23 protein-coding genes and 2 tRNA genes are annotated in these 23,660 nt (G+C 66.7%); 17 read left to right on the plus strand and 8 right to left on the minus strand.

Translation table 11 applies throughout. The features are described from left to right. The first annotated feature begins 104 nt into the window (after window positions 1–104). The 10 genes from pdhA (at window position 105) to H0T81_RS02070 (ending at window position 6,560) form a co-directional block, all read left to right on the plus strand. Complete coding sequence (pdhA, locus tag H0T81_RS02025; protein WP_294009252.1) at window positions 105–1,124, plus strand: pyruvate dehydrogenase (acetyl-transferring) E1 component subunit alpha; 1,020 nt, start codon at window positions 105–107, stop codon at window positions 1,122–1,124. After that, window positions 1,124–2,587: a pyruvate dehydrogenase complex E1 component subunit beta gene (locus tag H0T81_RS02030; protein WP_294009254.1), complete on the plus strand. Its 1,464-nt coding sequence runs from the start codon at window positions 1,124–1,126 to the stop codon at window positions 2,585–2,587. The genes pdhA and H0T81_RS02030 overlap by 1 nt, the downstream gene beginning before the upstream one ends. An 88-nt stretch (window positions 2,588–2,675) precedes the next feature. Next, complete coding sequence (locus H0T81_RS02035; RefSeq protein WP_294009256.1) at window positions 2,676–3,320, plus strand: squalene/phytoene synthase family protein; 645 nt, start codon at window positions 2,676–2,678, stop codon at window positions 3,318–3,320. A gap of 58 nt (window positions 3,321–3,378) precedes the next feature. Beyond that, on the plus strand, window positions 3,379–3,600 hold the full coding sequence (locus H0T81_RS02040; RefSeq protein WP_294009258.1) for a hypothetical protein: 222 nt from the start codon (window positions 3,379–3,381) through the stop codon (window positions 3,598–3,600). After that, window positions 3,597–4,100 carry a hypothetical protein gene (locus tag H0T81_RS02045; protein ID WP_294009260.1) on the plus strand — a complete coding sequence of 168 codons (504 nt, stop codon included), beginning with the start codon at window positions 3,597–3,599 and terminating at the stop codon, window positions 4,098–4,100. The genes H0T81_RS02040 and H0T81_RS02045 overlap by 4 nt, the downstream gene beginning before the upstream one ends. After that, entirely contained in the window at window positions 4,097–4,513 is a 417-nt protein-coding gene (locus H0T81_RS02050) for a hypothetical protein (RefSeq protein ID WP_294009262.1), read from the plus strand. Before H0T81_RS02045 ends, H0T81_RS02050 begins: the two co-directional genes overlap by 4 nt. Continuing rightward, entirely contained in the window at window positions 4,510–4,908 is a 399-nt protein-coding gene (locus H0T81_RS02055; protein WP_294009264.1) for a hypothetical protein, read from the plus strand. Before H0T81_RS02050 ends, H0T81_RS02055 begins: the two co-directional genes overlap by 4 nt. A gap of 46 nt (window positions 4,909–4,954) precedes the next feature. Then, entirely contained in the window at window positions 4,955–5,833 is an 879-nt protein-coding gene (locus tag H0T81_RS02060) for an IS1 family transposase (RefSeq protein WP_294009266.1), read from the plus strand. Between the two features lies 1 nt (window position 5,834). Continuing rightward, window positions 5,835–6,032 (plus strand): hypothetical protein, encoded by a 198-nt coding sequence (locus H0T81_RS02065; protein WP_294009268.1) that lies wholly within the window; start codon window positions 5,835–5,837, stop codon window positions 6,030–6,032. 87 nt (window positions 6,033–6,119) lie between these two features. Continuing rightward, entirely contained in the window at window positions 6,120–6,560 is a 441-nt protein-coding gene (locus H0T81_RS02070; protein ID WP_294009270.1) for a hypothetical protein, read from the plus strand. 45 nt (window positions 6,561–6,605) lie between these two features. Here H0T81_RS02070 and trmFO read toward each other — a convergent pair whose 3' ends face one another. Continuing rightward, window positions 6,606–7,979, minus strand: a complete 1,374-nt coding sequence (trmFO, locus tag H0T81_RS02075; protein WP_294009272.1) for a methylenetetrahydrofolate--tRNA-(uracil(54)-C(5))-methyltransferase (FADH(2)-oxidizing) TrmFO — start codon at window positions 7,977–7,979, stop codon at window positions 6,606–6,608. Between the two features lie 83 nt (window positions 7,980–8,062). On the opposite strand from trmFO, the gene H0T81_RS02080 reads away from it, so the two are divergent. Continuing rightward, window positions 8,063–8,494 (plus strand): DUF488 domain-containing protein, encoded by a 432-nt coding sequence (locus tag H0T81_RS02080; protein WP_294009274.1) that lies wholly within the window; start codon window positions 8,063–8,065, stop codon window positions 8,492–8,494. 7 nt (window positions 8,495–8,501) lie between these two features. Here H0T81_RS02080 and H0T81_RS02085 read toward each other — a convergent pair whose 3' ends face one another. From H0T81_RS02085 to gyrA, 3 genes are read right to left on the minus strand one after another with little or no spacing between them, the layout of a single operon-like run. Next, complete coding sequence (locus H0T81_RS02085; RefSeq protein WP_294009276.1) at window positions 8,502–9,059, minus strand: DUF488 domain-containing protein; 558 nt, start codon at window positions 9,057–9,059, stop codon at window positions 8,502–8,504. A gap of 16 nt (window positions 9,060–9,075) precedes the next feature. Next, the gene (locus H0T81_RS02090) at window positions 9,076–9,531 is read right to left on the minus strand and encodes a host attachment family protein (protein ID WP_294009278.1); all 456 of its coding nucleotides are present in this window, start codon (window positions 9,529–9,531) and stop codon (window positions 9,076–9,078) included. 57 nt (window positions 9,532–9,588) lie between these two features. Beyond that, window positions 9,589–12,345, minus strand: coding sequence for a DNA gyrase subunit A (gyrA, locus tag H0T81_RS02095; protein WP_294009308.1), 2,757 nt, complete (start codon window positions 12,343–12,345; stop codon window positions 9,589–9,591). A 388-nt stretch (window positions 12,346–12,733) separates the two neighbouring features. Here gyrA and H0T81_RS02100 point away from each other — a divergent pair, with 388 nt between their 5' ends. The 4 genes from H0T81_RS02100 to H0T81_RS02115 all read left to right on the plus strand — a co-directional run bounded on the left by H0T81_RS02100 (window position 12,734) and on the right by H0T81_RS02115 (window position 16,103). Continuing rightward, on the plus strand, window positions 12,734–14,002 hold the full coding sequence (locus H0T81_RS02100; RefSeq protein WP_294009280.1) for a tetratricopeptide repeat protein: 1,269 nt from the start codon (window positions 12,734–12,736) through the stop codon (window positions 14,000–14,002). Between the two features lie 184 nt (window positions 14,003–14,186). Beyond that, on the plus strand, window positions 14,187–15,737 hold the full coding sequence (locus H0T81_RS02105) for a histidine kinase dimerization/phospho-acceptor domain-containing protein (RefSeq protein ID WP_294009282.1): 1,551 nt from the start codon (window positions 14,187–14,189) through the stop codon (window positions 15,735–15,737). A gap of 73 nt (window positions 15,738–15,810) precedes the next feature. Then, window positions 15,811–15,882: transfer RNA gene (locus H0T81_RS02110), tRNA-Ile, on the plus strand. 144 nt (window positions 15,883–16,026) lie between these two features. Then, a tRNA-Pro gene (locus H0T81_RS02115) sits at window positions 16,027–16,103 on the plus strand. Between the two features lie 40 nt (window positions 16,104–16,143). On the opposite strand, the gene H0T81_RS02120 is transcribed toward H0T81_RS02115, so the two are convergent. The 4 genes from H0T81_RS02120 to H0T81_RS02135 form a co-directional block, all read right to left on the minus strand. Beyond that, window positions 16,144–16,410: a hypothetical protein gene (locus tag H0T81_RS02120; protein WP_294009284.1), complete on the minus strand. Its 267-nt coding sequence runs from the start codon at window positions 16,408–16,410 to the stop codon at window positions 16,144–16,146. 72 nt (window positions 16,411–16,482) lie between these two features. Beyond that, window positions 16,483–17,553: a PA0069 family radical SAM protein gene (locus tag H0T81_RS02125; protein WP_294009286.1), complete on the minus strand. Its 1,071-nt coding sequence runs from the start codon at window positions 17,551–17,553 to the stop codon at window positions 16,483–16,485. 179 nt (window positions 17,554–17,732) lie between these two features. Beyond that, entirely contained in the window at window positions 17,733–19,517 is a 1,785-nt protein-coding gene (locus H0T81_RS02130) for a lytic transglycosylase domain-containing protein (protein ID WP_294009287.1), read from the minus strand. Next, entirely contained in the window at window positions 19,514–20,221 is a 708-nt protein-coding gene (locus tag H0T81_RS02135) for a uracil-DNA glycosylase (RefSeq protein WP_294009289.1), read from the minus strand. The genes H0T81_RS02130 and H0T81_RS02135 overlap by 4 nt, the downstream gene beginning before the upstream one ends. A 121-nt stretch (window positions 20,222–20,342) precedes the next feature. On the opposite strand from H0T81_RS02135, the gene H0T81_RS02140 reads away from it, so the two are divergent. Continuing rightward, window positions 20,343–21,992 (plus strand): electron transfer flavoprotein-ubiquinone oxidoreductase, encoded by a 1,650-nt coding sequence (locus tag H0T81_RS02140; protein WP_294009293.1) that lies wholly within the window; start codon window positions 20,343–20,345, stop codon window positions 21,990–21,992. 28 nt (window positions 21,993–22,020) lie between these two features. Next, a complete protein-coding gene (locus H0T81_RS02145) occupies window positions 22,021–23,658 on the plus strand; it encodes a tetratricopeptide repeat protein (RefSeq protein ID WP_294009295.1) in 1,638 nt (545 codons plus the stop codon). The last annotated feature ends 2 nt before the right edge of the window (window positions 23,659–23,660 follow it).

Here is a 23,660-nt window from a genome sequence, read left to right on the forward strand (position 1 = left end):
CTTTCCTATAGAGCCTGCCGCCTCCCAGCCCGATGAAAGGCCACGCCTTGGCGCGCGCAGCAAAGCCGAAGACTCCAGACAAATCGCCGGCCGCGGGGAAACGTGTGAGTTCGCCCGAGACCAATCGGGAGCGCCCGCCCGAGCCCGAGCGCTACAAGGCGTCCAGGGACGAGCTGCTCGACCTCTACAAGCAGATGCTGCTGATCCGCCGCTTCGAGGAGCGCGCCGGCCAGCTCTACGGCCTCGGGCTGATCGGCGGCTTTTGCCACCTGTATATCGGCCAGGAGGCGATCGCCGTCGGCCTCCAGTCGGCGATGACGGTCGGCAAGGATAGCGTCATCACCGGCTACCGCGACCACGGCCACATGCTCGCCTACGGCATCGACCCCAAGGTGATCATGGCCGAGCTGACCGGCCGCGCAGCCGGCATCTCCAAGGGCAAGGGCGGCTCGATGCACATGTTTTCGGTCGAGCACGGCTTTTACGGCGGCCACGGCATCGTCGGAGCCCAGGTGCCGCTCGGCACCGGCCTGGCGTTCAAGCACAGCTATGCCGAGGACGGCGGCGTCTGCCTGACCTATTTGGGCGACGGAGCGGCCAACCAGGGCCAGGTCTACGAAGCGTTCAACATGGCCAAGCTGTGGCGCCTGCCGGTGATCTACGCGATCGAGAACAACCAATATGCGATGGGCACCAGCGTCGCCCGGTCGCATTCCGAGCCCGACCTCTACAAGCGCGGCGAAAGCTTCCGGATCCCGGGCATCCAGGTCGACGGCATGGACGTGCTGGCGGTTCGCGGCGCGGCGCAGGTCGCGCTCGACTGGGTGCGCGGCGGCAAGGGGCCGATCATCCTCGAGCTGAAGACCTACCGCTATCGCGGCCATTCGATGTCGGATCCGGCCAAATACCGGACTCGCGAGGAAGTGCAGGAATTCCGCGAGCGCAACGACCCGATCGGCAATGCCGCCAGGGACCTGGCGGAGCTCGGAGTCGGCGAAGACGAGCTCAAGGCAATTGACAAGCAGATCAAGGACATCGTCGTCGAAGCTGCGAAATTTGCTGAAGACACGCCACTGCCCGATCCATCCGAGCTCCACACCGACGTCCTGGTCGGGAGCGATTGATGGCGACCGAGCTCACCATGCCGGCGCTGTCCCCGACGATGGAGGAGGGGACGCTCGCCAAATGGCTGGTCAAGGAAGGCGACACGGTCAGCTCGGGCGACATTTTGGCCGAGATCGAGACCGACAAGGCGACGATGGAGTTCGAAGCGGTCGACGAGGGGACGATCGCCAGGATCCTGGTGCCGGAAGGCAGCGACGGAGTGAAGGTCGGGACCCCGATCGCGGTGCTCGCTGGCGATGGTGAGGCGGTGAGCGACGCTGCTGCCGGGGGCGGCGGCCAAAGCGAACCGGATCAGGCGGCCGCGACGCCCGCTCCCGCTCCGAAAGCGGACGAGGTGCCCGACCAGCCGCGGCCCTCGGACCAGAAGACCGAGCACAGCGCGATCGAGACGTCCGGCCCGCAAGAAGCGGAGACCGGCACCGACCAGCTGATGGTCGAGCCCAAGGAGACGGTCGGCCCCGAAGTGCCCGAGGGGACGGCGATGGCGCAGACCAGCGTCCGCGAGGCGCTGCGCGACGCGATGGCCGAGGAGATGCGCCGCGACGAGCGGGTATTCGTGATCGGCGAGGAGGTCGCCGAGTACCAGGGCGCCTACAAGGTCACGCAGGGGCTGCTCGAGGAGTTCGGCCCGAGGCGCGTGGTCGATACTCCAATCACCGAATACGGCTTTGCCGGCCTTGGCACCGGAGCGGCGATGGGCGGGCTTCGGCCGATCGTCGAGTTCATGACCTTCAATTTCGCGATGCAGGCCATCGACCATATCGTCAATTCGGCGGCCAAGACCAATTACATGTCGGGCGGCCAGATGCGCTGTCCGGTGGTGTTCCGCGGGCCTAACGGCGCCGCGTCGCGGGTCGCCGCCCAGCACAGCCAGAATTACGCGCCGTGGTACGCGTCGGTCCCCGGGCTGGTGGTGATGGCGCCCTACAGCGCGGCCGACGCCAAGGGGCTGCTGAAAGCCGCGATCCGCAGCGAGGACCCGGTCGTGTTCCTCGAAAACGAGTTGCTCTACGGCCACAATTTCGATGTTCCGCAGCTCGATGATTTCACGGTGCCGATCGGCAAGGCGCGGACGGTTCGGCCGGGCAAGGACGTGACCCTGGTCAGCTATTCGATCGGCGTCGGGGTGGCGCTCGAAGCAGCGGACAAGCTGGCTGGCGAAGGCATCGAGGCCGAGGTCGTCGACCTCCGGACGCTGCGCCCGCTCGACAAGGAAGCGGTGCTCGCCAGCCTCAAGCGCACCAACCGGATGGTCGTCGTCGAGGAGGGCTGGCCGGTGTGCTCGATCGCCTCGGAGATCGTCGCCATCTGCATGGAAGACGGCTTTGATGACCTCGACGCCCCGGTGATGCGGGTGACCAACCAGGATGTGCCGCTGCCGTATGCCGCCAACCTCGAGAAGATGGCGCTGATCAAGGTCGACGACGTGGTCTCGGCGGCAAAGGCCGTCTGCTATCGCTGAGCCATCCGCTGAAACCCGTTCGTCCCGAGCGTAGTCGAGGGACGTGTCTCGACTTCGCTCGACACGAACGGGGTAGAGGTTGAACCAATTGACCGACCGAGATCTCGTACGGCTCTATTGGCCGCCTGCCTTGCGGCCCGCTTTCGACGCTCTGCTCGACGTGGATGACGCGATGGCCACAGTGGTCGCGCGGGCCACCGAGCCGACGCTTGCCGCAATCAAGCTGGCCTGGTGGCGCGAGCGGCTCGAGGAACTCGACCAAGGCGAGATTCCCGCCGAGCCGCGGCTTCGAGCCGTAGCAGCCGAGCTCCTGCCGCGGGGGGTTCGCGGCGCCGACCTTGCCGAGCTGACGGACGGCCGGGCGACCTTGCTCGATCAAGAGCCCGAAGTGGAACGCATCGCCGAGGGCGGTGCCCGGCTGTTTTCGATCGGCGCACAGCTGCTCGATGCGACCGACCCGCTGATCGACCCGGCCGGGCGGCTCTACGGCTGTGCGAATGCCGCCAGGCGGGGCCTGATCACCGAGCACTGGCCGACGGACGAGCTGAACCGACTGTCGACGCACCGCGTCCCGAAGCGGCTGAGGCCGCTGACCGCGCTTGCGGCGCTGGCCGCACGCGACTTGAAGCAGCCGCCGCCGCTCGAACCCGAAGCAACGCCGGGCCGGTCGTGGGCGCTGATCCGACACCGGATTAGCGGGCGGATCGTGGGTGGTGTCTCAGTTTCAAATTAGCTGACCCTTTCGCCCTTCGGCTTGTCGGCCCATATGCTTAGCGGTAAGGAGCTCAACAATGCCAAAGGGACCACAAGGTCAGAAGCGACCGGCTGATGCCGTCTCTCGCGCCGTGATGGTGGCGAGAATAGCTACCCGCGAAATCGAAGAAACCATCGAGATCAAATCTGCTGCAGCCGAGCTCGGACGGCGTGGCGGAAAAGCCAGGGCGGCTAAAATAAGCGCCGAGCGACGGGCAGAAATAGCCCGAAACGCGGCGAAGCGCCGCTGGGGCGGTTGACTTTTAAGTCAATCGAAACAATTTTAGCCGAGGCTGAGGTCTCCGGCGCTCTAAAACGATTCGAGCCGGCCTTTGACGAGGACGAATGCGAAAAACGACGACTCTACCTGTCCAAGGACACGCGCAACCGGATCTACAACCATCCGGCGCACCAACGCGACTATTTTGCGAACGTCCGCGCGGTCCTAAAAGAGTACGTCATCGGAGAGGAGATCGAGGACGACGAGCAGTTCTTCAAACGACTGACGCCTAGGAGGAATCCTCATCTCACCGACATATGGGAAATCAAAATTACCTTCGCTCCAAAGGCGCGCATCTTCGGCGCGTTTGCCGGCCAGGATTGCTTTGTCGCGATCACAAGCCGGCTGCGCGACAAGTGTCCGTTCGAGGACGCCATGGAGAAGGTGCACTATACCTGGAACCGACTGTTCCCGGGCCATCCGCGTTTCCGCTGTTGGCCGCTGGATCAATGCATCACCGACTGCGGAGGCTACACATGAGTGATCAGGTGAATTTCTCGCCCATAAGCCAAGCGGACTTGGACGAGCATTGGTTTTCTCTGCGGCTCAAAACCTGGCGCGCGGTCAGAAAAGCCGTCAGCACGCTTAACGTAGAACAGAAACTGATCGCCGATCGCATCGATATGGACCCCGGCCAATTTAACCGGGTCCTCAGCGGAAAAAAAAGCAATGTCACGCTCCGAACGCTCCATAACATTGCTCGAGCGGCCAATTACAGACTCCAAATCGCGCTGGTCCCGTTGGCCGACCTTCGAAAGCCGAACTATAGCTACGAAGCTCGGAAACGTGAGAACGCATCGATTTTTGAGCGTCTGACACGCGATGAGGTCAACGACACTCCTGATCCTTGGATTACTTCGCACAGCCGGCAGCCGGATGCGATTGGCGCGTGAAAAAGTCTCCGATCAAGATCAACTATGTTGTTCTGTGTGATGACATCAGAACCGAGGAGGGTGGGAAAAACATTCTTATCGGAGTTTACAGTGAGACTGTTGTCATTCCAGCCAACACGCCGCGGTTCATTGGGCCGCTGGCATTCTACATAAGGGCCACGTTGCCTCACCGGAAGGCCGTTGCGGTATCCACTTGGATTGAGGGACCCGCCGGTGAGAAAATGAATGAAACGGATTGGGGACTTATGGGCGTACTCGGCGACGTCGATACCAATGCCGGTCTCATCGTCTGGAAGCTTATGCCGTGGCGATCCGAGGGATTGGGAGCGTACAAGCTCCACATGATCCAAGGCGGCATAGACAGCGTCATCTACGAGTTTGATATTCGAAACTGAGCGAATATGCTTGACGGTAAGCAAGAAAGCTCATACTCAAATGGGTATGAACAAGCTCCCACTCGCCAAGCGCACTCAAATCCTCGCTATGCTGTGCGAAGGATCGTCCATGCGGTCGATCAGCCGCGTTGCGGACGTGTCGATCAACACCGTCTCGAAGCTGCTAGTCGAAGCGGGCACTGCTTGCCTCGCCATTCACGACGAAACCGTGCGCAACGTCAAAGCGAGCCGCGTCCAGTGCGATGAAATCTGGTCGTTCTGCTACGCCAAGGACAAGAACGTGAAGCTCGCCAAGGACGCACCGGAGGGCGCTGGCGACGTGTGGACCTGGACCGCCCTTGATGCCGATACCAAGCTGATCGTCTCCTATTTCGTTGGCGACCGTTCCAGCCAGTCGGCAATCATCCTGATGGACGACCTGCGCGACCGCCTCGCCAATCGCGTCCAGCTCACCACTGACGGTCACCGGGCCTATTTCGAGGCCGTGGAAGGCGCGTTTGGAGCTGATGTGGACTTTGCACAGCTCGTGAAAATCTATGGCGAGCCGAAAGGCACGGCCAATGAGCGCCGCTACAGCCCCGGCGAATGCTGCGGCACTCGCAAGGTCCGCGTCGAAGGCAATCCCGACATTGACCACGTTTCAACCAGCTACGTTGAGCGCCAGAACCTAACCATGCGCATGTCGATGCGCCGTTTCACTCGGCTCACCAATGCCTTCTCAAAGAAGCTCGACAATCATCTTCACGCGCTGGCGCTCTACTTCGCGTTCTACAATTTCTGCCGCATCCACAAGACACTCAAAGTGTCCCCGGCAATGGCCGCTGGCATCACTGATCGGCTGTGGTCGCTTGAGGATATCGTGGCGAAGATTGACGAAATGGCCCCGGCGCCCGCAAAACGAGGCCCCTACAAAAAGCGGGGCTGAAATGGGCAAACGCTCTGGCGTTCTGGATCACGAATCCGACATTCTGAAGCTCTCGCTTGAAGAGCTGGACGCTGAGATCGCGCGTTGCGAGATGCGGCTTAAGATTGCCCCAACAAGCTACCTTCGCAAATCTTTCGAAAAGCGCATCCACTGGCTTGGCCGCATTCGCACCCGTCACCCGACGGTCAATTCAAACTGAGACACCACCGGATCGTGACTTAGATTGACATGAGTGCCGCCGAAGCGGACCATGTCCGCGCCGAATCTCCTCTCCAAGGAGATCCTCATGGCGCGCTTTCTTGCCGGGGCCGCGGCCTGCTTCCTGTTCATCACCGGGGCTTTCCTCCTCTGGCAGGGCCGCGCCCAGGACTCTCCCGTGCTGCCCGAAGCGCCGCCCGCGGTTTCCGGTCAGCCGTCGATGGTCGTTGCGAGCGGGGTTCCGCAGGCGCCCGAGGCGACCCCCAAGAGCCGCGAGCAGAAGCGCTTTTCGCGCGCCGACAAGGACAAGAACGGTCGCATCGCCAGGGAGGAGCTGCTGACCCCGCGGCGCAAGGCCTATGCCAAGCTCGACACCAACGGCAACGGCCAGCTGTCGTTCGAGGAATGGGCGGTAAAGACGCTCGACAAGTTCGGCGGCGCCGACAAGGACCGCTCGGGCTGGCTGACGCCGGCCGAATATGCAAGCACCGCCCCGCCGCCGCCGAAGAAGAAGCGCTGCGCCTGCTGAGCCGCACCCACAGCGTTCGCACTGAGCCCGTCGAAGGGCTGTCTTCTACTTGGCCGACAAGGGCAGGGCTTCGACAAGCTCAGCCCGAACGGTCGCGGGGGCTGTGTTGATGGCCCCTTGCCATTCGGCGAGCGCCGCCCGCGCGCGGTCGGTGTAGGCTTTCTTGCGGTCGGCTTTTCTGGTCCTCGCCTCGATCGGCGGCATCAGCCCGAAATTGACGTTCATCGGCTGGTAGGTGTCGGCGTCGGCGCCGCCGGTGATGTGGCCGAGCAGCGCCCCGATCGCGGTCTCCGGCGGCGGGGCGGGGAGCCGCTCGCCGGTGTGCTCCGCGGCCGCGAAGCGGGCCGCGATGAGGCCGATAGCGGCGCTTTCGACATAGCCTTCGCAGCCGGTGATCTGCCCGGCGAAGCGGATGTTCGGCCGGGATTTCAAGCGAAGTTCCCCGTCCAAGAGCTTGGGGGAATTGATGAAGCTGTTGCGGTGGATCCCGCCCAGCCGAGCGAACTCGGCCTGCTCGAGCCCGGGGATGGAGCGGAAGATCCGCACCTGCTCGCCGTGCTTCAATTTGGTCTGGAAGCCGACCATGTTCCACAGCGTGCCGAGCGCATTGTCCTGGCGCAGCTGGACCACCGCGTGCGGCCAGCGCCCGGTGCGCGGATTGTCGAGGCCGATCGGCTTCATCGGCCCGTGACGCAAAGTGTCGACTCCGCGTGTCGCCATCACCTCGATCGGCATGCAGCCCTCGAAATAGGGCGTGTCACGCTCCCAGTCCTTGAACTCGGTCTTCTTACCGGCATTGAGCGCGGCGACGAAGGCCTCGTACTGGCCGCGATCCATCGGGCAGTTGATATAGTCCTTCCCTCCCTTGTCCCAACGGGCCGCCATCCAGCATATGTCCATGTCGATGCTGTCGCGGTGGACGATCGGCGCGATCGCATCGAAAAAGGCGAGGGCGTCGCTGCCGGTCTCGGCGGCGATCGCCTCGGCCAGCTTCGAGCCGGTCAGCGGGCCGGTGGCGATGATCGCCGGATGATCGGGGAGCGCATCGACCCGCTCGCGCGCCACCGTGATCCTGGGATGCTGCTTGACCGCGCAAGTCACCTCCGCCGCGAAGGCTTCGCGGTCGACCGCCAGCGCCGATCCCGCGGGCACCCGGTGCTGGTCCGCTGCCCGCATGATCAGCGAGCCCAGGGCCCGCATCTCCTGGTGGAGCAGGCCGACTGCGTTGTGCTCGCAATCGTCACTTCGAAAACTGTTCGAGCAGACCATCTCGGCGAGCTGGTCGCTCTCGTGGGCGGGCGTGGAATCCCCGCCGCCGCGCATTTCGCTGAGGCGGACGCGTAGACCGGCCTCGGCGAGCTGCCACGCGGCTTCGGAGCCGGCGAGCCCGCCGCCGATGATGTGAATGTCGTGGGGCATGGCCATCCTTTATCCGTTCGTGTCGAGCGAAGTCGAGACGCGGCCCCTCGACTTCGCTCGGGACGAACGGCAGTGGGGAAGAAATGCGCATCTTCACCATCGGTTATGAAGCAACCACCACGGGTGAGTTCATTGCGGCGCTACAGGGCGCCGGCGTCAAGCGGGTGATCGACGTGCGGGCGGTTGCCAATTCACGCCGGCCGGGCTTTTCGAAGACGCCGCTGCGCAACGCCCTTGCCGAGGCCGGGATCGAATATGTGCATCTGCGCGCGCTGGGCACGCCGGCGGCGGGGCGCGAGGCGGCGCGCAAGGGGCGGCACGAGGACTTGAAGCGCATCTACGCCGGCCAGCTCGAGCTTCCCGAGGCGATCGCGGCGGGCGCGCAAATGGTCGAGCTGGCGCGGGAAAAACCGAGCGCCTTGCTGTGCTACGAGCGCGACCCCGCCGGGTGCCACCGGACGCTGTTGTTGGCCGCCGTCGCGCCGCACGCCGAGGTGGTCGACCTGTTCGCCTGACCGACGATCAGGCGGCGGGGTAAACCAGGCGCTCGGCCTGCTCCTTCGCCCCCGGAGTCATGTTGGCGGGCTCCATTCGGGTGTTGCTCATGAGGTGCACCACCCGCCGTCCGCGCAACAGCGCATAATCGGCGATGATCCGGCGATGGCAGCGCCACCAGACGGCTTCCGAGCACATGATCGCGGTGCGCCGCTCGGCCGACAGGCGAAGCAGCTCGTCGAGCCCGGCCGCGAACTCGTCGGACAGGGCATGATCGGCGTAATTGTGGAAGCTGCGATTGCGCCAGTAGACGTTGACCTCGGGCGCGACGTCGTGGGCCCGGCCGCGGAGGCCGCCGAGCTCGGCAATGCGGTGATGGCGGACCTGGAACTGGGCGAGGGCGCCTGGCAGGTTCTCGAGGTTGTACTGGGGGTTGGTCCGCGACCGCGGGATCGACCGGACGTCGACGACCAGATCGACCTCGCCGAGCCGTAGGACGTCGACGAATTCCGGGATGGTTCGGGTCGAATGGCCGACGGTGAACAGCGGCGGGCCATTCTTCCCGGGATCCGGCTCAAGGGACAAGGCGGGGCGCCAGCTCCTAGGCCGGCGGCGCGGCTTCGCCGACCAGCAGCTCCTCGATGTCGGGGATCGGCCGGTCCGTCATTTCCTTGTTGAGGGTCAGGACGATGCGCTTCTCGACCTCCTTGTGCAGCTCCTTGCGAAGTACTCCGAGCGCCTTGGGCGGGGCGATGATCGCCAGCGCTTCGAAATCATTGCGCAGCGCGCGCTTCTTGAGCTGGTCGGCGGCCTCCTTCACCCAGATGTCTTCCTCCTGCTGGTGGTAATCGGTCTCCTCCATCGTGTCGCGGCCGATGCCGACGCGCGGCGACTGGGTGCCGGGCGAGTCGGTCTTCAGCTCGCTGTCCTTCGAATCCTCGCGTTTGTCGTGGGCTTCGGTGCGCAAGTCGATCTGCGCCTCGTCGCCGTGATTGCGCAGGAACAGCATCTTGCGGCCGTCCGCGACCAGAACCAGCGCATTGTGGGGAAGGGCCATGAGTTTCTCCTTGGTCGTTTCACCAAGGCGAACGCGGAGGCCCTTCGCGCCGTTCCGCTACTCGTCGCTCGGCTCGTCGCTCAATTCGCCGCTCCCGGCAGCAAGGTCCTCGCCAATGGTCGCGCCCTCGTCCGGCGCAAGCTCGTCGCCCGCCTCGGTTTCGATCTCGTCGTCGGTCTCCTCGATCCGGGCGACGCTGACGACTCGCTCGCCCTCGCCGACCCGGAAGATCGTCACGCCCTGGGTGTTGCGGCCCATGATCCGGATGTCGCCGACCGTGGTGCGGATCATCTTCGCCTGGTCGGTGACCAGCATCAGCTGCTCGCCGGGCTTGACCGGGAAGCTGGCGACGACCCGGCCGTTGCGCTCCGACGTGTCGATGTTGGTGATCCCCTGGCCGCCGCGGTTGGTGCGGCGATATTCGTAGGCCGACGAACGCTTGCCGTAGCCGTTCTCGGTGACGGTGAGGATGAACTGCTCCTTCTCGGCCATCTCGGCAAAGCGCTCAGCCGCAAGCGAGCATTCGACGTCCTCGCGCTCGCGCCACACCGGACATTTGAGATAGGCCTCGCGCTCCTCCTGCGACGTGCCGACGCGGTGAAGGATCGACATCGAGATCACCTCGTCGTCGCCGAGCAGCCGGACTCCCCGCACCCCGGTCGAGGTCCGGCCCTGGAACTCGCGCACGTCGGTTGACTGGAAGCGGATCGCCTTGCCGTTGCGGGTGGCGAGCAGCACGTCGTCGTCCTCGGTCAGGAGCTCCACTCCGATCAGCCGGTCGGTCGGGTCGCCGGGCTCTTCGCCTTCGGTCTCGCCGTCGCTGACTCCGAAGCGCATGGCGATCTTGCCGGCGGTGGGGACGTTGGTGAACGCGTCCATGCTGTTGCGGCGGACGGTGCCGTGGGCGGTCGCGAACATGATGTGCAGCCCGCCCCATTCGGACTCGTCCTCGGGCAGCGGCAGCACGGTCGAAATCGTTTCTCCCTCGGCGAGCGGAAGCAGGTTGACCATCGGCCGGCCCTTGGCGTTCGGGCCGCCCTCGGGCAGCCGCCAGACCTTCATCCGGTAGACCCGGCCCAGGTTGGAGAAGAACAGCACCGGGTTGTGGGTCGAGGTGACGAACAGGTTGGTGACCGCGTCCTCGTCCTTGGTCGTCATTCCCGACCGGCCCTTGCCGCCGCGCTTCTGCTCGCGGAACACGGCCAGCGGAGTGCGCTTGATGTAGCCGGTCATGGTCACGGTCACGACCATGTCCTCATGCTCGATCAGATCCTCGTCCTCGATGCCGTCGGCGGCGGCCGCCAGCTCGCTCATCCGCGGAGTCGAGAATTCTGAGTCGACCTCGTCGAACTCCTCGCGCATCACCTCGTAGAGGCGGGCCCGGTTGGCGAGGATTTCGAGCAATTCGCCGATCGAGGCGGCCAGAGTCTCGAGCTCCTTGCCGATCTCGTCCCGGCCGAGCGCCGTCAGCCGGTGGAGGCGAAGCTCGAGGATCGCTTTGACCTGGGCTTCGGACAAGCGATAGCTCTCGCCGGCCTTTTGCGGCTCGACCGCTTCGACCAGCGCGATGTAGGGCCGGATCTGCTCGCCCGGCCATTTGCGGTCGAGGAGCTTTTCGCGCGCTTCGGCCGGGCTCGCCGAGCCGCGGATCAGCTTGACCACCTCGTCGAGATTGGTGACCGCGACGACCAGCCCAAGCAGGATGTGGGCGCGCTCGCGGGCTCGGGCGAGCTCGTGCTTCGAGCGCCGGGTGATGACTTCCTCGCGGAAGCGGACAAAGCTCTCGATGAAATCGCGCAGGGTCAGCGTTTCCGGGCGGCCGCCGCGGATCGCGAGCATGTTCGCCGGGAATGACGATTGCGCGGGCGTGTGGCGCCACAATTGGTTGAGAACGACCTCGGGAGTCGCATCGCGCTTCAATTCGATGACGATCCGCACGCCGTCGCGGTTGGATTCGTCGCGGATGTCGCTGACGCCCTCGATGCGCTTGTCCTTGGCGGCTTCGGCGATCTTTTCGACGAGGCCGTTCTTGCCGACCTGGAACGGGATTTGGGTGAGGACGATCGACACTCGGTCGCCGCGGCCTTCCTCGACCTTGTGGCGCGAGCGCAGCAGGATCGAGCCGCGGCCGGTGGTGTAGGCGCTGCGGATGCCGCTCAGTCCGAGGATCAGCGCTCCGGTCGGGAAGTCCGGGCCCTTCACATGCTCCATCAAGCCTTCGGAGCTGATCGCCGGGTCGTCGATGTAGGCACGGCACGCGGCCAGCACCTCGCCCAGATTGTGCGGCGGGATGTTGGTCGCCATCCCGACCGCGATTCCGCCGGCGCCGTTGACGAGGATGTTCGGGAAGCGCGCCGGAAGGACCTGCGGCTCGGTCTCGTTGGCGTCGTAATTGGGCTGGAAGTTGACGGTGTCCTTGTCGAGGTCGCCGAGGAGGAAATTGGCGACCCGGGCGAGCCGCGCCTCGGTGTAGCGCATCGCCGCGGGCGGATCGGGGTCCATCGAGCCGAAATTGCCCTGGCCGTCGATCAGCGGCACCCGCATCGACCAGCTCTGGGTCATTCGCGCCAGCGCGTCGTAGATCGCCGTGTCGCCGTGCGGATGGTACTTGCCGATGACGTCGCCGACGATTCGCGCCGACTTGCGGTAGCCCCGGTTGTAGGTGAAGCCGTTCTCGTAGGCGGAGTAGAGAATCCGGCGGTGGACCGGCTTCAGGCCGTCGCGGACGTCGGGAAGCGCCCGGCTGACGATGACGCTCATCGCATAGTCGAGGTAGCTGGTCTTCATCTCCTCGACGATGGAGATCGGGGCGATGTCGCTATCGCCGCCTGCGCCGCCTCCGCCGCCTCCGGGGCCGCCGCTGCTGCTGTCGTCGCGGTCCTCGACCGGCGGTTCGGTGGCCAAGTGCTGTCTATCCTGAGCTAGAGATTACCGTACAGGGTCTGGATGCGCCGTTCGGGACGCGCCCCACCGTCCATCGACTAGCCGATCAAAACCGCGAGCGCCACCCCGCGCGCGCGGGCACGCGCAGGCACGCGCACGAAGGGCAATCGCCCGGTTCGGCGCGGGACTCAGCTTCCCCACACCGCCATTTGCGGGAATCTGTGCGTGCCGCTTTGCTGCCGAGGCGGCAAGGCTTATGGGGCGCCTGCCAAGGGCGGGAGCCGCGGCGGGAGCCGATCCGGGCGGACAGGAGAAATTGATGAAGTCGACGCTGACCAACGCTCCGCTGGCACTGGCTGCAGCCGCGCTCGCCGGCGCCCCGGCAAGCGCCCAGTACAACGCCCCGCCGCCGCCGCGACAGGAGATCCCGGCGGCCGCGCAAAGCCCGGGGCCCGAGCGCACCATCGACATCTCCCGGCAAGCCGCAAAGGCGTTGCAGGAGCTTCAGGCGGCCGTCGAATCGAACGACGTGGCCAATATTCCGGCCCGGCTCGCGGCTGCCCAGGCCGTCGCTCGGACCGCCGACGAAAAATATTTCGTCGCCCGAATGCAGCTCAAGGCCGCCACTCAATCGAAAGACCAGGCCGCCATCGCCGCCGCGATCGAGGCGATGCTCGCTTCGGGCGGACTCGAGCCGGCCAAGATCACTGCCTTCACCCGCGAGCTTGGCAATATCCATTTCAAGAACAAGGACTATTCGAAAGCGGCCGCCGCATTCGAGCGCGTTCTGGCGGGGGAGCCCAACAATGCCGACGCACTGGCCCTGCTCGCCGAGACGAAGAACTCGCAAGGCCAGGCAAGCCAGGCCGCGGGCCTCATGCAGCGCGCCATCAGCGCCAAGTCCGCGGGCGGTCAGAAAGCCGAGGAGAATTGGTACAAGCGCGCGATCGCGATCGCCTACCAGGCGCAGCTTCCAAGCGCGATGGAGCTCAGCCGGCAGTGGGTCGCGGCCTATCCGTCGCCGGCCAGCTGGCGCGATGCGCTGAGGATCTACCGAAAGCTCGCGAAACCCGACGAGCTGACGACTCTTGACACTCTGCGGCTCGCCCGGGCCACCGGGGCCCTGGAGGGCGATGCCGACTTCCACGTCTACGCGTTCACCGCCGCCGAGAACGCGGCGGCGGGCGAGGCGAGGGCGGTGGTCGATGAGGCGGTCGCGGCCAGGCAGATCGATCCCGGCAAGCCGCTTTTCAAGGATATCATCGCCACTCTTCGCGCCGACCGGTCGATGACCCGTGAATCCTTGCCGGAACTGACCAGGAACGCCCTCGCGGACCCGGCGGCGAGGCTGGCGGTCCGGACTGGAGATGCGCTGTACGGCTACGGCGAATATGCAAAAGCGGCCGAGCTTTACCGAGCGGCGCTGAGCAAGTCCGGCGCCGACACGAGCCTGATCAATCTCCACCTTGGAATGGCGCTCGCCCGCGCGGGCGACAAGGCCGGCGCGACCGCGGCGCTCAACGCGGTCACGGGACCGCGGGCCGAGCTTGCCAAATATTGGCTCGTCTACGTTGCGGCGCGTACCTAGCAAGCAGGCGTAACCGCACAGACTATTGGTGATCTGGGGCGTTGGCCGGCGCTCCAGAAACCCGCCGTGCGACCTTCCAAACTCCTGTCCCATTTCGGGATGGTTAAGAGCCGCCTCGTTACGCGCCCGCGCACGTCGGATAGAGCAAGCCGCCATGCCGACCTTGAGGATGCGGAACTAGCCGGTGCGCTTCGACGATCGCCTGATGACGGTGCTGGACCAGCCGGCCACCGATCCGCACGATCGGGCGGTGCGGTGGCGCCAACTCGTCGACCTCGTCGCACGCGCCGGCGGCCAGGCCGACAACCCGCTGGTCGAACAGGCGCTGCACCTGATCCGGTCCGACCGGCCGCTGGTGGACGATTCGCTTCGGGCGGCTGCGGCGCGGGCCGTCGCCGCGCTGCCGCTGCCTTATGAGCTGGTGGCGCTGTTCGCATCCGACACGATGGCGGTTTCGGCCCCGATCCTCGCCGCCGCCCGGCTCGAGCGCGACGACTGGCAGAGGCTCTTGACGCTGGCCGACGAAGAGACCCGCCGGTTCATCCTGACGCTTCATCCCGACCTGCCGCTTCCGCAGCCCGCGGCCGAGCGCGCACCCGCCGGGTCATATGTTGAACCACCCGAGGAGCCGCATGTGGAGCCTGCACCCGAGGAGCCACATGTCGAACCGGCCGAGGCCCCGCAGGTCCCGTCGATCAGTGACGTCGTCGCCCGCATCGAGCGGCTTCGGCGGGGGCGGGCGCAGGCTGCGGCCGGCGCAGATGAGGCCGCGGCCGCCGCGGCCGGCGCTCCGACCTTGTTTCGCTGGGAGTGCGGACCGTCGGGCGAGATCATCTGGGTCGAGGGCGCGCCGCGCGGCCCGCTGATCGGCCGCTCGATCGGCCGCGCCGAGGAAGGCGAAGGCGTCGAGCAGGAAGTCGAGCGCGCATTCGCGATGCGCTCGCCGTTCCGCGACGCGCGCTTCTCGCTCCCGGGCGAAGGCACCTTGGCCGGAGAATGGAAGATCAGCGGAGTCCCGGCCTTCGAGCCCGCCAACGGCCGATTTGCCGGCTATCGCGGGATCGCGCTTCGCGAGGCCGGCGCAGCGCTCGACCCGGCCCGCTACGGCCAGTCGGGGCTGCTCACCGACCCCAATTCGCTGCGCGAGCTGGTCCACGAGATCAAGACTCCGCTCAACGCGATCATCGGCTTTGCCGAGATCATCGACGCCCAGCTCCTCGGGCCGGCCGATCGCCGTTACCGAACCCGGGCCGCCGAAATCGTCGCCCAAGCGAGGCTGCTCCTGTCGGCGATCGACGACCTCGACTTCGCCGCCAAGCTGCAGTCCGACCGCAACCGGCCGGGAAGCGGGACCGATCTCGCCATGCTGCTCGAGCAGATCGGGGCGGGGATGCGCCAGGGCGCATCGAGCGACGCTCCGCAGCTCGAGCTGTCGATCGAGACCCGCAGGCGCCGTTGCGCGCTCGAGCCCGCGCTCGCCGAGCGGCTCATCACCCGCTTCTGCACCGCGCTGCTCAGCGCTGCGGCCGACGGCAAGCAGGTTGCCGTCCATCTCGACAACAGCAATGGCCGCTGCCTGCTGTGGGTCCGGCCGCCGCCGGGACTCGACTCATCGAACGGCGATCCGGCCAGCGGCGGCTTCAGCCTGCGGTTGGTGCGCGGCCTGGCGCGGATCGCCGGCGGTAATTTGACGATCACCAAGGCGCGGATCACGCTTGCTCTGCCGGAGCTGTAACTTGCGGCGTCACTTGCGGGCCTGTGACTTGCGCTGGGGCCTCGCGCACCGCTAATCGGTTGGAAGCCGGGCAGGGCCTGTAGCTCAACGGTAGAGCCGGCCGCTCATAACGGCTTGGTTGGGGGTTCGATTCCCTCCGGGCCCACCGCTCGCGCTGAGCACGATTAGCGCGAGCCAATCGTGACTACAGCAAGAGCCGGCCGACGACCGGCGCCAAGCCGGATCGATCGACGTCACGGGATTTACTCCCGTGACGGCCCGTCCAACCGCTGCTAACTGGCCGACGCGTCGGGGAGTGGCGCAGCCTGGTAGCGCATCTGCTTTGGGAGCAGAGGGTCGCAGGTTCGAATCCTGTCTCCCCGACCATCCGCCGAGGAGCTGAACAGCCCTAATTCAAATTGGCCGTTTAGTTGGAATTGGCTGGCGCGTTGCGATCGACGTCGACGTCGACGTCGACATCGACGTCGCCGACCTCGTTCTGGACCTTGTCGCCGGTCCGCTCGACGTCGTTGGCGATGTCGCCGCCGATGTCCTGGGCGGTGTTGGCGGCGTCCGCGGCGGCATTCTCGGCGAGATCCTGGTTGTAGGCGACCGTCATCGAATCGTTGGCGTCGTCGGTGCTCACCTGGCACGCGCCGAGCAGAAGGGCGGGGAGGATGATTGCAGCACGCATCGGCTTTCTCCTTGGCTGGCTGTCAACGCCGCGGACGGCGTTTCAGGCCTCGTGCCTAGCTTCTCGCCGAGCTTACAGCAATCGCATCTGAGCGCCCTCGGGCGGGCGGAACAGGTCGCGGCGGAGCTCGAACTTGGCCTGGCCGAGGCCGTATTTCCTCGCGGCGATTTCGAAACGCGTTGCAAGCAGCTCCGCCCACGGCCCTTGGCCGCGCATCCGGCTGAAGAAATTGGGGTCGTTGTCGCGGCCGCCGCGCATCGAATTGATCGTCGCCATCACTTTCGCCGCCCGGTCCGGGTAATGCTCGTCGAGCCAGGCGCGGAACAAGGGCGCGACCTCGTGCGGCAAGCGCACCGGCAGATAGAATCCGCCGCTCGCTCCGGCCGTGACCGCGGCCTCGACGATCGCCTCGAGCTCGTGGTCGGTGATCTGCGGCACCACCGGAGCGATTGCGACGCTGCACGGGACTCCGGCCGAGTTCAGCTGGCGAACGGCCTCGAGCCGCTTGCGGGCGCTCGGCGCGCGCGGCTCCAGGGTTCGCGCGATGCTGGGGTCGAGCGACGTCACCGACAGCGCCACCGCCACGATTCCGAGCTCGGCCGCGGGCTTCAGCAGGTCGAGGTCGCGCAGCACCCGGTCCGACTTGGTGGTGATGGTGAACGGGTGGCGGGTCTCAAGCAGCACCTCGATCACCGAGCGCGTCACCCGCCAGCGCTCCTCGATCGGCTGGTAGGGGTCGGTGTTGGTGCCCATCGCGATCGGCGCGCACTTGTAGCCGGGCCGCGACAGCGCCGAGTGGAGCAGTTGCGCCGCGTTCGGCTTGACGAACAGGCGCGATTCGAAGTCGACTCCGGGCGACAGGTCGTGGAACGCGTGCGTCGGCCGGGCGAAGCAGTAGATGCAGCCGTGCTCGCAGCCGCGGTACGCGTTGATCGACCGGTCGAAGCCGACGTCGGGGGAGCTGTTGCGCGTGAGGATCGACTTGGGGCGTTCGATGGTCACGGTCGTCCGCCGCCTGGGGACGCCGTCGAGCGCCTCGACCGTGTCGAGCCAGTCGCCATCGATCGCGCGCTCCTTCAGGTTGAAGCGCGTGGGGGCGGCATTGCGCGTTGCTCCGCGCCCGCGGGTCGACTCAACCGGCATTCCGTGAAGGTACGCCGACTGCAGAACATATAAGAACAAAGGCTAGCCCGGATCGGCTAGCGGGCCCTGGTTTCCGTCAGAATATGAGGACCAGGATGATGATCAACAGGATCAGGCCGCCAATTCCAATATACATAGGTCACTCCTCCGTTATGGTTATTAAGCGACCTTGAAGGCGTTCAGTTCCCGCCGACGGACTGGGTAAAATCGGTGCGGCCGGTGGGGAAGGCGGGCCAGCTGTGCTCGACCATCGATTTGAGCGTCGGCGCGTCGGCTCCGGCGATCCCCTGATAGACCCACATGTTGCGGAACACCGCCGGCACATAAAAACGGGTTTCCCAATAGGGGATGCTCTCGATCCACAGCAAAGGATCGCCGCGGTCGGGAATCCAGGCCCAGCGGGCGACCGGAGTCGGGCCGGCGTTGTAGGCTGCCATGATGCGCGGTAACTGGCCGCCGGTCGCCGACGAGCGCCGCATCTGCTCGATGAAGCTCTGCCCGAACTCGAGATTGAAGCCGGGGTCGGTCAGGCTGGCCCGCGAGTAAGGCAGGTTTCGCGCCCGCGCCATATCCTGAGCGGTGCCTGGCCGGACCTGCATCAGCCCGACCGCGTCGGCGGGGCTGACCGCGTCGGCTCGGAAGGTCGATTCCTGGATGACGTGGGCGAAGGCCAGCGCCGGATCGACCCGCCAGCCGGTGATCGGCGCCCAGCGCGGCACCGGATAGCGATCGCGCGGATCCGAAACCGCGCCCGGCTGGCCGTTGTGAGCGAGCCAGAACTGGGCGCCGGCGAGATCGAGCCGCTTGGCGAACTCGATCAGGCCGTGATGCTCGGCCGGGCGGCCGATCCGGGCCTGGTGGCGAAGCAGGTCCTCGGCCAGCCAGCGCTCGCCGATGGCGACCAGCTCGAGCGCCCGGCGGACGTTCGGCAGAGTCTCGACGACGGCCGAGTGACTGCGCGGATTGGGCGGCAGGCGCGTGTCGAGGCCCAGTGCCTCGCGGGCGATCAGCCCGTAGAAGCTTTCGGTCGACCGCGCCGCCGCCTTGAGCAGTGGAGCGACGGACGGGGGCCGTCGGCATGCCTGCTCCGAGCGCGCCGCCCAGTAATAGCCGCCGGCGCCGAGCTCGCGCTCGCGCGAAGTCCCGGCGACCTCGCGGAACGCGCGCGAGGCGGCTTCGCAATCGTTGAGACGCCATGACGCCAGTCCCGAGACCCACGCCGAATGGGCGGCCCAGTCGCCGCTCGCTCCGTGGCGCCACGAATCGGCGACCCGGCGGGCGTCGACGTCGCGGCCGAGCTGGTAATAGGCCCAGGCGATCCGCTGCCCGGCTTCGGCGCGGGCCTGGACCGACAGCAGCGGCGCCGTCTGGAGAAGCAGCGCCTCGGCCTCGGGGGCCGAGTTGACCTTGAGCAGGGGCTCGAGCGCGGTGCGCAGCTGGTCGGCGGCCGGCTCGCCCTGGACCGGCCGAGCGCGCGAGCGCCGGGGCGCTGAGCCGAGCCACGCCAGCGGCCGTTTCGGGATCACCATCGGGCTGTTGGTTGCACCGCGACTCAGCGCCATCCGAGCGAGCTGCTCGGCCTGCGGAAGATCGGGAGCTTCGGCAAGCAGCGCCTGAAGCCGCCCCAGATCGACCGTCGGCGAGCCCTTGGCGGTGTACAGCTGCGCTCTGGCGACCGGCGACAGGACATGGCTGGGAAGCAAAGCGATGCCGGCCTCGGCCGCGCGCCAATTGCCGCCGCGGATCGCAGCGAACACTCCGCGCCAGTCGAGCGGAACCTGGATGGGCGGAAGCGCCGGTGCGACGATGGCCGGGGGAGCGACAGCTTGCGGCGGCGGACTGACGGTCGGCGCCGGCGCAGGAGCGCTGGGCGGCGGCGTTTCCGGGACCGGCGCCAGCGGGTCCTGGCCCCAGGCGGGCGAAGCGCACAGCAGCGCTGCAAGAGCGAACAGACCGGGTTTCAAGCCTCTTCCTCCATCAGCAGCAACAGGTCCCGCCAGGCGAGCGCCTTGTCCGAAGGCCGGTTCATCAGGAACCGCGGATGGAAGGTCGCTAGCGTACGCACCCCTTCTATTTTGTGAACATGGCCGCGCGCTGCGGCGAGCGGCTTGCCGAGCAGCGCCCGGGCCGGAGCGTCGCCCAGCAGAAGCAGGCGCTTGGGCTTGGCGAGAGCGATATGCTGGCGGGCGATGTCCGCGCATTCGGCAAGCTCGCCGGCGTTCATCCTGGCGCCCGGCGAGTGGAAGCAGGACAGGCTGGCGCTGTACGCATCCTCGGCTCGGATCCCGATCGCGGCCAGCATCCTGGTCATCAACAGCCACGCCTCGCCGCCGATCGGCCTGCCTTCGGCCGCGTCCTCCGGCCCCGGCATTTCGGCGATCAGCATGACCGGAGCCGCTTCCGGCCCTTGCGGCAGGACCCGCTTGGTGCCCAGGCTTCCGAGCGGCAGCGAAGGCGCGGTTCCGAGCCAGTCGCGGAACAGGTGGAGAGTCTCCAGCGCCTGGCTGACGGCTTGGGGCGACGGCTCGCGCACGTTGGACGGTTCGGCCTTGCGCTCCAGCCAGTTGCGCGGGCTTTCCGCGACGGCGACGTCGACTCCGGCTTCCAGCCACCAACCAAGCGCGCTCGCGGCCTCGGCCGCACCGATCCGATCCTGGTCCCCACCCATCGCCGGCGACCCTCCCGGCCATTGACGGCGCGGTCAAGGAATTGGCAGTGCACATGAGTCGAGTTGTGCCGCGACCGCGACGAGACGCACCAGCGCCAGAGCGCGGGGACGAGAGGAGCCGATGACCCAGCGGGAATCAATGCCGTACGACATCGTCGTGGTCGGGGCCGGCCCGGCGGGGCTGACGGCGGCGATCCGGCTGAAGCAGCTGGCGGCCGAGGCGGGGCGCGATCTTTCGGTCTGCGTGCTCGAGAAAGGCAGCGAGGTCGGGGCGCACATCCTGTCCGGCGCGGTCCTCGACCCCAAAGGCCTCGACGAGCTGATCCCGGACTGGAAGGCCAAAGGCGCGCCGCTGACCGTTCCGGTGACCGAGAATCATCACTGGGTGCTGACCAGCAAGGGCAAATGGCGGATGCCCGAGTGGATGCTGCCGCCGTTCATGCACAACAAGGGCACCTACACGCTGAGCCTCGGCAATTTCTGCCGCTGGCTGGCCGGCCAGGCCGAGGAAGCGGGGGTCGAGATCTTCCCCGGCTTCGCGGCGGCGGAAATCCTGTTCCACGACGACGGCTCGGTGAAGGGGGTCGCGACCGGCGACATGGGGGTCGCCCGCGACGGCAGCCACCGTCCCGACTACCAGCCGGGGATCGAGCTCCACGCCCGCTACACCTTCTTCGCGGAAGGGGCGCGCGGCCATTTGACCAAGCGGCTGACCGAGATCTTCGACCTGCGCAAGGACAGCGGACCGCAGGTTTTCGGCATAGGAATCAAGGAATTGTGGGATATTCCTGCCGACAAGCATAAGCCCGGACGAGTGGTCCACAGCCAAGGCTGGCCGCTCGAGGACGCGTGGGGCGGCGGCTTCCTCTATCACCAGGAGAACCACCAGGTCGCCCTCGGCTTCGTGATCGCGCTCGATTACCAAAACCCGTATTTGTCGCCGTTCGACGAGTTCCAGCGGTGGAAGACCCATCCGGCGATCCGAGCCGAAATCGAGGGCGGCAAACGCGTGTCCTACGGCGCCCGGGCGATCAACGAGGGCGGCTGGCAGTCGATTCCCGAGCTGGTGTTTCCGGGCGGCGCGCTGGTCGGCTGCTCGGCCGGCTTCGTCAACGTGCCGCGGATCAAGGGCACCCACACGGCGATGAAGTCGGCGATGCTCGCCGCCGAGGCCGCGTTCGAGGCGATTTGCGCCGATCGGAGCGGTGACCGGCTAGACGCCTATCCCAAAGCGCTGCGCTCGAGCTGGGTCGACAAGGAGCTGCGCATGGTCCGCAACGCCCAGCCGGCGGTGGCGCGCTGGGGCGGCCTTCTCGGAACGGTTTACGCCGGCTTCGACATGTGGCTCGGCCAGCTGGGAATCGGCGTTCCCTGGACCCTCAGCCACCATGCCGACCACACCCGCCTCAAGCGCAAGGAGCATGCATCGCCGATCGCCTATCCCAAGCCCGACGGGGTGCTGACCTTCGACCTGCTGTCGTCGGTGTTCATCTCCAACACCAACCATGAGGAAAACCAGCCGGTTCATCTGACGCTCAAGGACGCCGACATACCGACCGCGATCAATCTTCCGGTCTATGCCGGCCCCGAGCAGCGTTACTGCCCGGCGAGCGTTTATGAATTTGTCGAAGATGACGGCGGCGAGATGCGGCTGCAGATCAACGCCCAGAATTGCGTGCACTGCAAGACCTGCGACATCAAGGACCCGACGCAGAACATCAACTGGGTGACACCCGAGGGCGGAGGAGGCCCCAACTATCCCAACATGTAAATCGATCGCGAGGTCACTGACGACGTCGATGATTGGAGCAGCGGCTCTGGTCGCGGCGCCGGCCTCGGCTCGCAATCCCGCGACCGACAACCCGGCGTGGACCTACGTCCAGGCGCGCGCCGCGGCGATGAGCGGCGATCACCGGCGCTCGGCCGAGCTGCTCGCGGCGCTGGCCGAGATGACCGCCGACGACACGACCATCAACCGCAAGGCGCTGGCCGAGGCGATCAGCGCCGGCAACATGCCGCTCGCGCTGCGCCTCGCGCGCAGGCTGCCGCTCGCCAAGCTGCCGGTGGACGGGCGCATGCTGCTGGTCGCGGACGAGCTGAAGCGCGGCCGTTCCGACCTGGCGATCGGGCTCCTTTCGGGGCCGCTGGCGGATGGCAGCCTGTCCTTCTTCTCGCCGCTGCTCACCGCCTGGAACTCGGCCGAGCGCCGGGACTTGGCGGGGGCGCTCGCGGTCCTCGAAAAGATCCCGCCGAGCGCGCTGCTGGGCCCGTTCCGCGACGAGAATATCGCCTTCATCCTGCTCAAATTCCGCCGCGCCGCGGACGCCGAACCTTATGCCTTGAAGGCGCTCGCCGCCGCCGGGCCCCGCGAGACTCGGCTGAGGCTGGCCCTGGCCGACGGCTTCCTCGCCGCCGGCGACCGCAAGCGCGCCCTGGCAATGGTGCGCGAAATGGGCACCGAGACCGGAGTCGCGAAACGGCGGATCGAAGCCGGCAAGCGGACCGGCTCGACGATCGACGAGCCGGCCAAGGCCTATGCCGAGCTGCTGCTCGGCATGGCCGTCGACCTCAACCGGCTCGACAATCGCTCGCTGCCGATCGCAATGGTCCAGGTCGCGCGCTACGCCGATCCCGGCAACGCCGCCGGGGCGGTGCTGCTCGCTCTGCTGCTCGACGGCAGAGGGCGGGCGGCGGAGGCGCTCCAGGTGCTCGACTCGGTTCCGGCATCCGATCCGCTCGCCGCTCAGGCGCAGGACACCGCGGCGAGGATCCTGATCGACGAAAAACGCTTCGACGAGGCGTTTCGCCTGGCCCGTTCGCAGGCGTCCGCTTCCGATGCAACCGTCAGCGACCTTGCCCGGCTCGGCGACGTCTACGCCGGGATGAAGCGCTACAACGAGGCCGCCGACGCCTACGGGCGGGCGGTCAACCTGGCTCGGGCGCAGGGGCTGCAGTCCGAGCTCTGGCCGCTCTATCTGCTGCAGGCGAGCGCGCTCGAGGACGCCGACCGCTGGCCCGAGACCAAGCAGGCGCTGCACTCGGCGATGGCGCTTGCGCCCGACCAGCCGCTGATCCTCAATTTCCTCGGCTATGCGAAGCTCGAGCGCGGCGAGGACCTCGACGCGGCCGAGGCGATGATCCGCAAGGCGAGCGCGCTTGCCCCGGACGATGCGTCGATCACCGACTCGCTCGGCTGGGCGCTGTACAAGCGCGGTCGCTACGCCGACGCGATCGAGGCTCTGCAGCGAGCCGCCGCCAAGGACCCGGGGCAGCCCGAGATCCACGAGCACCTCGGCGACGCGCTCTATGCGAGCGGCCGGCGGTACGAGGCGCGCTTCGCGTGGAACGCCGCCTTGCTCACGGCCGAGGAGGATATCGCCGCCCGGGTCCGAGCAAAACTCGACACAGGGCTGACCCCGGCGACCGCCGCGCCTTGAGC

The organism is Sphingomonas sp., assembly GCF_013812825.1.
GTDB lineage: Bacteria > Pseudomonadota > Alphaproteobacteria > Sphingomonadales > Sphingomonadaceae > Sphingomicrobium.